Origin of the sequence: Gluconobacter sp. Dm-74 (assembly GCF_018256135.1) — a bacterium.
In the GTDB taxonomy this organism is placed as follows: Bacteria; Pseudomonadota; Alphaproteobacteria; order Acetobacterales; family Acetobacteraceae; genus Gluconobacter; species Gluconobacter cadivus.
Genome location: NZ_JAERLX010000012.1, coordinates 44,607 through 58,082, shown reverse-complemented (window position 1 = coordinate 58,082; position 13,476 = coordinate 44,607). Strand labels below are relative to the sequence as shown.

Here is a 13,476-nt window from a genome sequence, read left to right as displayed (position 1 = left end):
CGGAAATCTAATTGATTTGACCGAGCGTCCAAGGCTGAGGTTTGTTTGTCGAAAAGACAGCATCGCTTGAACGGACAAAAAAAATGAGTAAAAACTGAAACGAGAGAAAATTTTTTTGTCTGTCGAGTCGTGATTCCCGAACTCAGAACATTTGTTGTTGCTGCCCGGACCGAGAGTTTTGCCGCGACAGCCAAGGCGATCGGGGTGACGCAGTCGGCAATCAGTGCTCAGATTCGTCGGCTTGAAGAAGAGTTTGGCTATGATCTTTTTGAGCGCACAGGCAGGTCGGTAACTCTGACGGCAGCGGGGAGTCGCATCTTATGTCAGGTAGAAGATATCCTCTCGGCCTTTGAGGCGCTTCGGGGGGCGTCGCGCCTCAAGCCAGAAACCGAACTGTTGCGGGTGGGCGCTATTTCAACTGCTCAGACCAGCTTGCTTGCCCCTGCTATTGCGGGATTGCATCTTGAGCTTCCGGATCTGAAAGTACGGATTGTTCCAGGGACTTCCATGAGTTTGCTGGATCGTCTGGATGCAGGAGAGCTGGATGCTGCGCTGATCGTCCGGCCACCTTTTGGGTTGATGCCATACATGCAGTGGCATCCTGTCGTCCAACAGGACTATGTCATGGTCGTCCCTGCTCATGTCGAAGGCGCAGACTGGCGACAGATCCTCGAAGGGCAGCCTTTTATTCGCTATGATAGTCGTTCTTTTGGGGGGCGTACACTGGATCGATTTCTCAGAACTCAAGGGCTTTCTCCCCATGAGGTCATCGAGACTGAAGATCTTCACACAATCCTGCAGATGGTCGCCAATAATATGGGGTGTTCGATTGTTCCCTATATCTTTGCGGTTAGTGTTGTACCGAATATCCGTATATTGTCTCTAGGAGACCAGAAGATCGTGCGGGATGTCGGTGTGATGACCTTACGCGGCCGAATGACGGAGGGCTGCAAGGCTCTGATCCGGTATCTGGAAGAGGCATCCCGCAGCAATATGCCTCCTCAGTAGTTTCGGATGTTATGAAGAGCCTTCAGGCTGTCGCACGCCATAGAAGGAGCGGCGCATTATCGGTTCCTGCTTGTTGGAAGTCGGTGCCGAAAGACCCGGATAGAGTGGCAAATGTTTCCAGAATGTTTCGCCCTTCCTCGCCGTAGGCCAGGGAGGGCACTCCGCGTCTGTGAGCAGCCAAGCCCAGGCCGAGTGTGATCGGATGAATTTCGAGACTTTCGAGCTTTCCGTTCTGATAAGTGCAGATCGGCATGATGGTCTCCCAGAAACGTTTTTCGGCGGGGAAACCTTTCGCATCGTTGTTGCTGCGAGCTTTATAAAGCTGATGAGGTGTTAGCTCCGGACTTACGCGGTTCGCCATATAGGATTCGACTGGGAGGCGCTCCACGAGTTCATTCTGTCCTATGAAATTGCCCAGACTGTAGAAGATCGGTTTGCCGTTATGGATTTCGAGGCCCCGCAACAGATGTGGTCCGTGACAGGCAACGATATCCGCACCGGCGTCGATCGCCTGACGGGCGGCTGTTACGAGAAAATCAGCCGGAATTTCTACGTCGAGTTCCCCATTGGCGTTGTAGCCGCTTTCATGCGCATGGATACTCAGGATGACCGTATCGGAAACCATCCGTGCTTCTGCGATCCAGCGATGCAGGGCCTGCATGTCCGTGGGGTTGGGGGTGGTGGTGACTTTCGTTTCCTGACCGACCTGAAAATTCAGGTTTTCGAAGGCGAGAACCCCCTCGGGGGCGGGAAAGGCGAAACCAAGCTGGATTTTGTCGTCCTTGACCCGCTGTAATCCGAGCTTCCGGTAGATCTCCCTCAGGGATGTCATGTCATCGGCAGAGACGTGGTGCATCGTGTTGTAGCGTAGCGGATTGATGCCGGGGCGTCCCTGCATCGCGCTCGTCTGCATGGCTGCTTCCTGCCCTCTGGCGAAGGTGGAGGTGCAGGACAGCATGGAGACCGTACCTGCAGGATGCGTAAAATATGTAGGGCGTCTGGCATCTTCCAAATGCAGGCCGATCCCGGCATGATGCAGGTTTCGGCGGTTGAGTTCGTCCAGCGTCTTGCGCAGGCCGGAGATGCTGTAATCTAGCGAGTGGTTTGTTGCCGCTGCAAAAAGGTCGAAACCGGCCTCTTTCAGGTCATCCAGAACCCGGGATGAGGCGCCAAAATGCGTGCCGCCCATATCAAGGGCTGGATCACCCACGAAATCGTTCGGTACCAGTTCGAGATTGGTGAACGAAACATCGCAGGCGCGGATCATGTCGAAAAGGGGCGATAGTCCGGGGTCAGTGCGGCTGTTGAGTTGCCGAAAGAGAATACTGTCACCCGTCAGGCAAATCTTCATCAGGCGGTCCGGAACATCAGTTGAAAAATTGATACTTTGGGAAAAGCATTTCTGTTCCGGTATGGTTATCGAAGATGCGTGAGGTGTCCAGTTTCAGGACGCTCTTTACGGTGATGGTTTTCCTATCTTCACGATATGGGAAAACCGGGCTTCTCACGGAGCCGGGCAGCTCTGGCGGCTCTTACGACGTGGTCAGAGGTTTCTGAAGGATTTCGAGCAGACGGTTGAACAGGCTGAGACGCGGTGAGTTCCGCTGGACCAGAAAGCCCAGATTTCGGCAGGGAGCCGGGGCCGGGAGCGGGATTTTTTTTAGATGGACGCCTGCGGGCCAGGGACGGGCCCAGTCAGGGACCAGCGACACGCCCGTTCCCTGACTGACAATAATGGCAATGGCGTCCAATGAGTCGAGTTCAAGACGTTCATGGGGCCATATCCCTGATTTTCGGAGATATTCGTCAGCAAGGCGGCCACCCCACTGCATCCGGTCATAGCGGATCAGGGGATGATTCCGGAGAATTTCGTGGGGGTCTGTTTCCTGAAGAGCTTCCGGGGCCAGGACGACCAGCGGCTCAGATCGCAAAGTCTGCCAGACTAGTGTTTTTGGAATTTCAAAAGGGGGCTCCACGATGAAGGCAGCGTCGATATTTCCTTCCAGAACCGCGTTATGCAGCCCGGATGAAGAGCCTGGAGTAATATGCAGCTCGATTTCGGGGAAACATTCGAAAAAACGTTTCAGATAAGGGGGGAGGAGGCCATTCGCCGCACTTGATATCGCGCCGATCCTCAGGGTCCCGACAGGCTTGTCACTCGCAGCAATGGCGCAGAGATCCCGGACGCTCGTGACGATCGCCCGGCTCTGTTCGATGATGGCTAGCCCTTGTTCCGTAGGACGGACGTTCCGCCCATCACGCTGGACAATCGGACAGCCTATTTCGTCTTCGAGCGCGCGGATCCGTTGAGCAACGCTGGCTGGGGTAAGGCGGAGCTGACGTGCTGCACCCGCAAGCGACCCCTGTTCGATAACGATCAGGAAACTTTCGAGGAAGCGTGTGTCCATGAGTAGGTCTCCGAAGGGTCTGTCAGGGCAGCGTAAGGTAGCGAAAGAGATCAGACATCGGATTTACCTTCTTCTGAAGTCATATATTCGCACGATTGTTACGACGACGAATATGATATCAGCGGATTTTTCCAGAAAAGTCATGGTGCAGTCATGGTTAATCCGTTTCATCTCGCATTCCCGGTCGACGACCTTGCAGCCGCCCGGATCTTTTACGGAACTGTTCTCGGGTGTGCAGAGGGACGGAGTACGGAAACCTGGATCGATTTCGATCTTTATGGACATCAAATCGTTACGCACCTGGTTCCTGATGCCTGTCACGGTGGGAGTGAAGGTGGAGGGGGAGCCGTGGACGGTCATAACGTGCCTATCCCGCATTTCGGCGTTGTTCTTGACATGGAGGACTGGAAGGTTCTGGCGGAGCGTGTTCGCGGTCATGGCATTTCTTTTGGAATGGAGCCACAGATCCGTTTTGCGGGACTGCCGGGCGAGCAGGCGACGATGTTTTTCTGCGATCCCGCAGGGAATGCGTTGGAATTCAAAGCTTTCGCTAATATGCAGCAACTTTTCGCCAAGCAGTAAAGGGTTGCTTATGTTCTGTTCTGTTCTGGTCAACCCGAGACAAACAGCGTGACCGCGCCTGTGGTGGATGTCGATCTCGGACATCATCTTTTCAGTCGTTTGTATGAGATCGGTTTTGACGGCCGTGGCATGACGCGGCCGTCTTACGGAAGGGAAGAAAATCTCGCCCATGACCTGTTCATGGAGGTGGCAGGGCAATACGGATTGGAGGTGCGTCGTGATTGGGCTGCCAATCTTTACCTGACGCTTCCCGGCCGTGACCGGACCCTTCCAGTCGTCATGACGGGGTCGCATCTCGATACTGTTCCATGTGGCGGAAATTTCGATGGAGCGGCGGGTGCAGTGGCTGGTCTTCTTGTGCTTTGTGCGTGGGTCAAAGCGGGTTTTCGGCCGGAACGGGACACGACACTGATCGTGACACGTGCAGAAGAAAGTGTCTGGTTTCCGCTGTCCTATCTGGGAAGCCGGACGGCTTTCGGGCTGCTTGAGCCTTCTGCGCTCGAAACTCCGCGAAGCGACGATGGTTTGAGCCTGAGGCATCACATGCAGGACTGTGGCGCCAGTCCCGACCTGTGCGGAAAAGCATCGGTTCTGGATGCCACGAAAATCGACTGTTTTGTCGAACTGCATATCGAACAGGGGCCTGTTCTTTTGGAAGCGGACGTTCCGGTAGGGATCGTGACAGGAATTTGTGGGAGCACGCGGTATCGCTCGGCTGTTATTCATGGTCAGTATGCCCATTCCGGGGCGACGCCGCGTCGTTTCCGTTCAGACGCCGTGATGGCCGGGGCCAGCATGATGACTGCTCTGCACGATGCCTGGAAACAGGCGGAAGCTGACGGAGAAGAGATGACTCTGACGTTTGGCGTCTGCCGGACCGACGAGGCACAAGCGAATTTTGCGGCGGTTCCCGGGAAGCTGGATCTCGTGATTGATATCCGTTCCCGGGACGAAGCGCTTCTTGAGCGGATCAACGGGTTGGTTATTCAACAGGCGCGTCGTGTTGAACAGGATTATCACGTCCGTGTGGAGCTTGGGCCGAGGACCTGTAGTACACCTGCCGTCATGAATGCAGATTTGCAGGCGGACGCAAGAATTCTTGCAACCTCGCTGAACATTCCCTTTGTTTCGATGTCAAGCGGTGCCGGGCATGATGCGGCGATATTTGCCTTGCAAAACGTCCCGACGGGAATGCTCTTTGTGCGCAATAGCAACGGAAGTCATAATCCAGACGAAAGCATGGAGATGGATGACTTCATGGAGGGGGTCCGTCTGCTGGAATGCCTTCTGCGCAGGCGGGCAGTATCTGTGTCCTGAATCCTTTGAGGGCCTGCATTCAGGATTGTATGGAGGTGCCAAAACGATTTGGCTGTTTCGCGAGTGTCTGATCCAGGCGGGTGCTATTGAAAGGCTGTGTGATCGTTTTGATAATACGCTGCGCGACGCGGGTTATCTGCTAATGTCCGGCCATATCTTGGATGTAGTACTGGTAACCGCTCCCAGGCCGCGCAATATGAACGCTGAAAAAGCAGATTTCCGGGTAAAACGTGTTCCCGAAGACTGGCAGGCCAAGCGCAAAGCTGTCTCATAAAGATCGCCATGCAAGCTGGACGCTGAAGTTTACCAAAGCGAAGCGGCAGGATGACGGGACTATCCCTACAACAGATCTCGTCATCCCGTTCTTTGGATACAAATTCCACGTCTCCATTGACCGGAAGTCCCGGTTCATCCGGAAATGGAAGACGACGGGTGTGAGCTGCCGTTCTTCAAGCTTTTCAATAAGCGGATCAGCATCATACGCCTTGTCGGCGATAAAGGCTTTGGGATCGATTTCATCGAGGAGAGGTTCTGCTTCAGTGGTGTCGGCTCTCGCCTTTGCGTCAGCGAAAGAGCCATGGCCTTGCCCGCAGCATCGACAATGGCATGGATTTTCGTGGTTAGTCCGCCACGGGATCGTCCGATGATCTGATCGTCGCCCCTTTTTTATGGGCGCCCGCACTATGCTGGTGAGCCTGCACAATCGGGCTGTCAATCATCATGTATTCATTGGCTCAATCATCGGCGAGCAGATGGTGGAAAATCCGTTCAATCACACTGCTTCCGCAACAGCGACGCAGTCGTTTGTGAACATTCTTCCAGTCCCCGAACTGCAATGGCAGGTCACGCCACGGAATGGCGGCGCGGTAACGATATAAAACTGCTTCCACAAACAGCCGGTTATCCGCAGATGTCCCGCCGACATGACCTTCCCGACCCGGGAGAAGATCCTTTATCTGCTCTCACTGATCATCGCTCAGACTATATCGGCACATCCACACATCTCCAAAAAACGGAGAAAAATATCAAAGATCAGATGAAAACAGGCCTTATAACATCGTAAGCTAAATGACGACACGCCTTAAGAAGCTGACGTAAGACCTTGCACACGCCGTAGATGCAGAAATGCTCCGAGGAAACCGCAGAATTTCCGGCTTCAACGTAGCATTATGCTATTTCTGGACTGATCTTCGTCCTTGATCGCGCGTCGTCTGCGCAACTGCTCATAGTAGGCTGATAGGTTGATCTGCAGTCTTAGAAAAAACGCTGGCCCGCTTATCGCTCTCGACCCATTCGTTCAGCGTATGCCTCGAACAGCCAATCTTGCCAGCAATTGATACCATACTGTCCAATACGACGGATGCTCGCCCTCATGCTCCAGAAGCAGTCGAACTGTTGCGGGACGAACCTCAGGGGAAAATTTTTTAACAGAATGGCTCATCAAACCTTTTTCTCGGGTGAATAGATCTCCGCCAATTCCGGAGCGGCTCAGAGTGCTAATATTTCTGCATACTCCGTCTGGCTATAATTCTTTAGTATGTTATAGAAAAGACTAAGATTTTATAGAGGTTGTGTAAATGCAGAATTATAAAACCATATCTATAGCTATGGCCACATATAACGGAGAAAAATATATACAAAAACAACTAGAGTCTTTGGAAAATCAAAAATACAAACCTATCGAAATTATTATATGCGATGATTGTTCAACTGATAGAACAATAGAAATTTGTGATAATTTCTCAAAAAAATCTAGTTTTACGGTGAAAATTATAAAAAATGACAAAAAATTAGGATTTATCGAAAATTTTTTTAAGGCAGCCTCTTTGTGTAGCGGCGATTTAATTGCGTTTTGCGATCAGGATGATATCTGGGAGAATGATAAACTAGAGCGTGCTCAAAAATCTTTTTTCGACTCTAAAATTGCGATCTTCGGACATGCTAGTAAATTAATTACAGAAAAAGGTAATATAATTGGCCACCACGGTCTTTCCCTTCAAAGTGGGACTTATAGCATTGCAGATCTTGACCCTTGGGATTTGGTTTACGGCTTCAGTATAGTTATAAAAAGGAGCGTCTGGAATTCTGTGGATCCCAACGATCGTCCTACCGATCCGTTTTGTCGAACAGAAAAGCTCTCACACGATAGATGGGCATATTTTCTGGGGACAGCAGCCGGATCAATGGCGTATGATTCTCAACCCTTAGCTCGTTATAGGCAACATGGGAACAATGTATTTGGGAGTAAAAAAAGTAGAAAAAACCGTATTTTAGAGAAATTGCATTTGATTTCCATAGATAGAGAGGAGTATATTAGTTTATTGCTGCAGTCTTGTGATAAGATGTCAAAAATATCTGAGTCATTTTTAAATGAAGGATTATCTCTTGATAAGAGGCCATCTTTTATTTACTGTAGTTTAGCAAAAAAATACAAAAATAGACTCTCTATTTTTTCAAATAATAAACTGTATTCAGTTTTAAAATTTTTAAGATGCTTGCTTGATGGAAGTTATCAAGAAAAAAATATAAAAAATAAATATAAAGAAATTTTGTGTGATTTTATTTATATTTTTATTAAAAAATAGACATACCATTTCAAATTATTTTCTAACTTTTGTATTTCATGAAATCATGATTTCATGTTCGGAGAATAGAATTTTCGTTTATCAATATCTGGGGATTGTCGGTTCTGGATTTGGTCTGCTGTGGTAGAGACGAACTGTCTTCTCGTACCGGGTTGTGGTAAGCCTCCAGTGTTGGATCCTTGTCCAAAGGTTTTCGACGAAATACTGGTGTCTATAAGTTCATTCGGGGCGGGCGAGTTCTAGATCATTCTTCCGTGTCTGGTTGACAGGACGGTTTTCCGGCTCCGGAGATCTTTGCGGAATTTGCGTCAGTATCGTTGAGCAGAACATGGGTGCAAATCAGTTCATGCACCTGACTGGGCGAAAGCATGCAAGATAACGCCCTGTTACGAGCATCTGCTTCCACGCAGACCTTGTTGCCAAGTCCTTCCCTAGAAGCGGCCAAAAACTTCACAAGCTTTTCGGTGTTTTGTGTGCCTTCCTTTTTTGAAGACCCCTGCAGCCGTGTTCCCGGCTATATTGTGATGGGCACGGATCGTCGTGCTATCGGAAGGCTGTTCAGCAGAGCAGAGACCCAGTGTAATCACTGACCTGTCCGGCTGTCATGAAGAGGCTCAGCGGTCCTCCATTCTGATCGGTGACTGGCATGCAGCTTGGTATTCATATCGCCTTTGGTGTGACCGATCCGCGCTACTAGCAGCCTTGACAAAAAACGTCGGAATAATCCACCGACCAAGCTTCATTTCAACAAAATTTTTACTTGGAAATAAGCGTCCGAGGTGAAGGCGGCAGCCGTTTCGCTGCTCCTGCATCATTGAACGGATAGGTGTATTGGGATGAAACGGAATCTCTCTTTCTGTACAAGGAATATAGAAAAGAGGGCTTCTAAGAAGCTAAAAGGATCCTGATTGATGAGTGAAAGCCAATCATCCAGAGTAAGATAAACTATGATCCCAAAGGCATTTCGCACTAAGATTATCGCTAATAACACGCGATAAAACAGGGTTCTGGTCAGCAAGTGTCACGAGAAAATTTTAGCGAACTGCTTTCTTTTCTGGCAGTTGCGCAAGAACGAAGCTTTACAAAAGCAGCGGCTCGCAGAGGCGTCACGCCCTCCGCAATCAGCCACACCATGCGTCTTCTGGAGGAACGACTGGGCGTTACCCTTCTGACGAGAACAACACGTCGTGTCGTTCCCACGCCTGCGGGAGATTATCTTCTGCAGAATATTCAGCCGCTTTTCGACGAAATCGAGAACCGGATGAGCAGCCTAGATGAATTTCGCAAATGTCCCAGAGGCAATCTGCGGATCACCGTGACAGATGAATCTCTGGGTTTCTTTCTTCGACCCCGAATCGCAGATTTTCTAAAGAGCTACCCCGAAATCTCCTTGGAGGTTTCAACGGATCTGCGCCTGATTGATATTGTGGATGAAGGCTTTGACGCAGGTGTGCGCCTTGGAGAACTGGTGACTCAGGGGATGATTTCAGTGCCTGTGTCCCCTGACATCCCATTTGCTGTTGTTGGGTCCTCGACCTATTTCAAAAGCCACGCCGTCCCAAAAACCCCGGCGAGCCTGCACGAACACAACTGTATCGGGGTCCGTCTACCAACCCATGGAAAGATTTATCCGTGGCGTTTCAGACAGAAGGGTAAAGACCTGAAGTTTCAGCCTGTCGGCCAGTTTGTATGCAATAATGTGTTCGGCGCACGGGATGCCTGCCTGGACGGTATTGGCCTCGCCTATATTCCTAAAATCGTTGTCGAAGAACACATCCAGAATGGCAAACTGATAGCAGTTCTGGAGCCATTTTGTCCGACGCATCTCGGGTTTCATCTCTTCTACCCCCGACATCACCGCCATTCGATGCCTCTGTCGCTGTTCGTCGAGGAAATGAAAGTAAAATAAGAAAGCCTGCTCCTAAGAATACAGGCTTTCTGACGCGAAGGTTTAACTGCCGATAAGAGGAAGCTGTTTGAGCATTTCCTGCAGGTTTAGGGCATCCCAAGGCATATGTTCGGCAATCGTCATACCGACCACTTCTTTTTCGGTCGTCACTTCCTGAATTAATTTCAGAACATCCGGAATATTGAGCTTGCCTTCGGCAACGTCTCCGAAATCATGCTTGCCACGACCCGGTTTTGCAAAAAGCAGAGACCGGAAGTTGTGCGGATCCAGCACATCCAGATCCAGATGGATGGCAAGGACTTCAATCTGGCTGTCTTTTAGCCACTCCATGACGGGCTGTGCACCATCACGCACCTGCTGGGGTGAACATGTCCGCAATCCATGATCCGCAATGAATTGGGCTTCGAACGGAAGTGGGTCATGGATGCCTGCAATCATCACATTCTTTGCAGGAAGCGGCTTCGTCACTGCCTTGGTCAAATCAGGATCGCCATGACCTAACAGAGCCCCCAGAACGTGTGCATGAGCGTTCGTATACTGCTTTGGGGTCTGAACGTCTGGATGGGTATCAATCCAGAGCACACCCAGCCTGTCGCCATAGCGCTCCGATAGCCACGAAAAAGGTACGAGCGAGACAAGACAGTCCCCGCCCAGCACCGCCAGTGACTTCGGCTGATGGCGTTCAATGATTTTCCGGGCGTCCTGAATCTGTTTCATCAGAACACTGCGTCCCCGCATTTCATCCTCGACTGGTAAAGGGACGTCCGTCGGAGCATCAACCGGAACCTCCTCAACAGGGCCTGCAGAAGGAGGAGCCAGCCAAGCCAGAAGTTTTGATCCCAGATAATAGGGCGGATTATCGCCGCCCTGCCACTGAGGGAAAATAAGTCTTAACGTTTTGGAACGCTGATCCGCCATGGAAGACCTCCTGTCAGGTAAGTGCATGCGGTCTGCCTCGGTACCCATCAGATAACTCGCCATCTCGGTCAGATGTGAAGGCGCTTATCTTTCGTCTCTCGTAAAAGATACGAGATTTCCCGGACCGCTTCATACAACAGAGCATTTCATGAGCAGTGTATAATTGATAGATATTTATTGCTGAAATTTTCTCATAAACCTTTTGATGAAAAACTCTATAGTCGTGCGGAAAATTCGATTTTAAGACAGGAAAATCTCCAAGGAAGGTCAAGGCTGCATCCTCCTCGTGTGGATTGATCCCATCCCAATTCATATGGAAATTGGTACCGCAGATGAATATAAATACATCAGTAACAGTAAATAATAATTTTATTATTCTTTATCTTATTAGTGATGTATCTCGGAATTCATCTTTCTGATCTAAAATTTCAGAAAATATGCTTCCATTATGCAGAATTTGATTTCTCGGGAGATTTCTCCTACCCGCCAGAAGCTGGCTATTCTGTCTCTGGCGTTGGGTTCATTTGCATCAGTCACCACCGAATTTCTTCCTGTCGGTATCCTGCCTGATATTTCGAGAACATTTTCTGTAAGTCCGGGAACGGCGGGGCTTACCATGACAGTTCCTGGAATGATGGCAGCACTTTCTGCTCCTGGAGTTATGCTGTTTTCCGGACGCACAGATCGTCGCAGGATTATTTTATGGCTCTCCCTTATTCTGCTCGCAGGTTGTCTGATTGCCACCATGGCACCGACATTTGCCGTGATGCTGCTCAGTCGCGCACTGGTCGGGATCAGTCTGGGCGCATTCTGGGCCATGGGCCTCTCTGTTGCAGTAGAACTCGTTGCCAAGGACAAAGCGCATCAGGCAGCCGCGGCTGTTTTCGCAGGGGTTACGGCAGCCATGATTCTTGGGGTTCCCATGGGATCTCTGGTCGCCGAGTACTCATCCTGGCGCGGTGCATTCGTGGCCGCCGCAATCATCGCCATTGCCGCTTTACTCATGCAGTGGAGAATGCTTCCAGCTGTTCCAGCGGAAAGCCATGTGCGGCTTACGGACTTCAAAGCATTCGTCAGGCTGCCTGAAGCGCGGAAAAGTATCGTTATGATTGCTGCCGTTTTTGCGGCCCATTTTGCAGCGTATACTTACCTGACCCCTCTTATCCATGAAGCAGGTATTCCTTCAGGGGCTGTGACGTTCTTGTTATTGGCTTATGGTGCTATCGGGTTTGCTTCCAACCTCGTGGCCAGCCGCTTTTTGGAAAACAATCTCAAGGCGACGCTTTTTGCTTCAAAAATATCGCTGGCAATACCCTTTTTGCTCCTGCCGGTGCTGCTGATCTTTCCAAAATTTGAAACGGTACTCATTCTTCTCTGGGCCGTCGCGTGGGGAGCACTGCCCCTGTGTCTCAATACCTGGCATCGCAGTATCGAGACTGACCATTCAGAAGCTGCGGCCGCCATGTTCACCTTTACCGCGCAGGTTGCCATTGCGGTCGGTTCAAGTCTTGGAGGCGCAATAGTCGATCATTTCGGATTGAGAGCCAATTTCTGGATGAGCGCTTTGATTGTCATTCTGAGCGCCTTCTACCTGGCGACCCATAGAAAAGCAGAGTGATTTTGTAAGGAACTCTCGTTGAGAGAATACGTCTGCAAGAGAGAACGGTTCAAAAATTACTAAACCGATCAACAGCAATCCGCCTGTCACCATCGAACGTTTTTCAGAACGAGGAAAGCATAATGAAGTCTTTGGTTTGCACGTCTTTTGGAACAGCCCCCTCAATGGTTATTGAGGAGCGTCCTAAACCTTTGCCTCGGCTAGGTTATACTTTGATCAAAATGCATGCCGCGACAGTCAATCAACTTTCGGGGCAAATTCGTCGAGGTCTTTTTAATAAAGCCACGGCGCCTCTGGTTCTGAGCAATGACGGTGCAGGTACGGTAGAAGCCTGATTGATCAAGCATTCACTGCTAATCGGGATCCTAAAAATCGTCTGAGGAAGATTTGCGTCGGCCGCCCAAGCTGTATCGACTCCCTGGATAGGTGAAGATGCCTTTCATGACGACGCGGCCTTTGACCCATGTGCGCCGTACAAGCTGGAGGCAGGGGGCGTGAGGGGGGATGTCCAGCAGGGACTGCAATTCCTGACTGGGGGCGACAGCGAAGACAATGTGCTCAATCTCATCAGGGCCGGAAATATGATAAAGATGTCGGTGGGGATGGGTGAGGGTGAAATCCTGCTGAAGGTATTCAGGTGCGAATGCAGGGGAGACGAAACGCTCTTCTACCTGAAGCGGGATATCATCTTCGAAATGGACGATCACCGAGTGAAACAGCTTGCTCCCTGGCCGCATATCGAAGGAAAATGCGAGATCAATGTCAGCACGGATGGCTTCCAGTGTGATGACCTGGGCAGTGTGGACATGGCCTGAACTCAGAATGTCATCGGCGATATCGTGAAGTTCCAACAGATCGGCCTTCGGCGCAGGGCGTGAGACAAATGTTCCCACACCTTGCGCACGGACCACGATTCCTTCGGTCATGAGTTCGCGAAGTGCCCGATGGACCGTCATGCGGGAGACGCCGAGGAGTTCGACCAGTTCGCTCTCGGAAGGAAGCTTTTGACCCTCTTTCCACTCTCCGTCCTGAATACGCTCGGTAATATAAATTTTGACCTGCTCGTAACGGGCAGGAGATCGTTCCCGGGAGACGTCTATCTTCATGTCGCGGGCTGTCCTTCAGCTAGAG

Annotated in this window: 11 protein-coding genes and 3 pseudogenes; 8 read left to right on the top strand and 6 right to left on the bottom strand. The window is 50.6% G+C overall.

The window, feature by feature from the left end; genetic code table 11:
- Positions 1–129 precede the first annotated feature (129 nt).
- A complete protein-coding gene (locus tag JK208_RS14085; RefSeq protein WP_211576492.1) occupies positions 130–1,008 on the top strand; it encodes a LysR family transcriptional regulator in 879 nt (292 codons plus the stop codon).
- Positions 1,009–1,030: 22 nt separating this feature from the next.
- Here the strand turns inward: JK208_RS14085 and JK208_RS14080 are convergent, their stop codons facing one another.
- Positions 1,031–2,359: a CapA family protein gene (locus JK208_RS14080; RefSeq protein ID WP_211576491.1), complete on the bottom strand. Its 1,329-nt coding sequence runs from the start codon at positions 2,357–2,359 to the stop codon at positions 1,031–1,033.
- Positions 2,360–2,540: 181 nt separating this feature from the next.
- The gene (locus tag JK208_RS14075; RefSeq protein ID WP_194268961.1) at positions 2,541–3,416 is read right to left on the bottom strand and encodes a LysR family transcriptional regulator; all 876 of its coding nucleotides are present in this window, start codon (positions 3,414–3,416) and stop codon (positions 2,541–2,543) included.
- A gap of 153 nt (positions 3,417–3,569) precedes the next feature.
- Here JK208_RS14075 and JK208_RS14070 point away from each other — a divergent pair, with 153 nt between their 5' ends.
- The 3 genes and pseudogenes from JK208_RS14070 to JK208_RS15950 all read left to right on the top strand — a co-directional run.
- The gene (locus tag JK208_RS14070; protein ID WP_194268960.1) at positions 3,570–3,998 is read left to right on the top strand and encodes a VOC family protein; all 429 of its coding nucleotides are present in this window, start codon (positions 3,570–3,572) and stop codon (positions 3,996–3,998) included.
- 48 nt (positions 3,999–4,046) lie between these two features.
- Complete coding sequence (locus JK208_RS14065; protein WP_349292002.1) at positions 4,047–5,315, top strand: Zn-dependent hydrolase; 1,269 nt, start codon at positions 4,047–4,049, stop codon at positions 5,313–5,315.
- A 37-nt stretch (positions 5,316–5,352) separates the two neighbouring features.
- Positions 5,353–5,746 (top strand): annotated as a pseudogene (locus JK208_RS15950) (IS5/IS1182 family transposase); the annotation flags it as partial.
- Here JK208_RS15950 and JK208_RS15945 read toward each other — a convergent pair.
- A pseudogene (locus tag JK208_RS15945) lies at positions 5,740–6,271 on the bottom strand (IS5 family transposase); the annotation flags it as partial. The pseudogenes JK208_RS15950 and JK208_RS15945 sit on opposite strands and share 7 nt — an antisense overlap.
- Before the next feature lie 621 nt (positions 6,272–6,892).
- Between JK208_RS15945 and JK208_RS14050 the strand changes: the two are divergent.
- Positions 6,893–7,900 carry a glycosyltransferase family 2 protein gene (locus tag JK208_RS14050; protein ID WP_211576489.1) on the top strand — a complete coding sequence of 336 codons (1,008 nt, stop codon included), beginning with the start codon at positions 6,893–6,895 and terminating at the stop codon, positions 7,898–7,900.
- A gap of 541 nt (positions 7,901–8,441) precedes the next feature.
- Here JK208_RS14050 and JK208_RS15940 read toward each other — a convergent pair.
- Positions 8,442–8,585: pseudogene (locus tag JK208_RS15940) on the bottom strand (IS5/IS1182 family transposase); the annotation flags it as partial.
- A gap of 333 nt (positions 8,586–8,918) precedes the next feature.
- On the opposite strand from JK208_RS15940, the gene JK208_RS14045 reads away from it, so the two are divergent.
- Positions 8,919–9,809 (top strand): LysR family transcriptional regulator, encoded by an 891-nt coding sequence (locus tag JK208_RS14045; RefSeq protein ID WP_211576488.1) that lies wholly within the window; start codon positions 8,919–8,921, stop codon positions 9,807–9,809.
- A 42-nt stretch (positions 9,810–9,851) separates the two neighbouring features.
- Here JK208_RS14045 and JK208_RS14040 read toward each other — a convergent pair whose 3' ends face one another.
- Positions 9,852–10,727, bottom strand: coding sequence for an arginase family protein (locus JK208_RS14040; protein ID WP_249202157.1), 876 nt, complete (start codon positions 10,725–10,727; stop codon positions 9,852–9,854).
- 448 nt (positions 10,728–11,175) lie between these two features.
- Between JK208_RS14040 and JK208_RS14035 the strand changes: the two genes are divergently transcribed.
- Together JK208_RS14035 and JK208_RS14030 are read left to right on the top strand one after the other, a co-directional pair.
- The gene (locus JK208_RS14035; RefSeq protein WP_211576487.1) at positions 11,176–12,345 is read left to right on the top strand and encodes an MFS transporter; all 1,170 of its coding nucleotides are present in this window, start codon (positions 11,176–11,178) and stop codon (positions 12,343–12,345) included.
- Positions 12,346–12,467: 122 nt separating this feature from the next.
- On the top strand, positions 12,468–12,680 hold the full coding sequence (locus JK208_RS14030; protein ID WP_211576486.1) for a hypothetical protein: 213 nt from the start codon (positions 12,468–12,470) through the stop codon (positions 12,678–12,680).
- A 30-nt stretch (positions 12,681–12,710) separates the two neighbouring features.
- On the opposite strand, the gene hutC is transcribed toward JK208_RS14030, so the two are convergent.
- On the bottom strand, positions 12,711–13,451 hold the full coding sequence (hutC, locus tag JK208_RS14025) for a histidine utilization repressor (protein WP_211576485.1): 741 nt from the start codon (positions 13,449–13,451) through the stop codon (positions 12,711–12,713).
- Between the last annotated feature and the right edge of the window lie 25 nt (positions 13,452–13,476).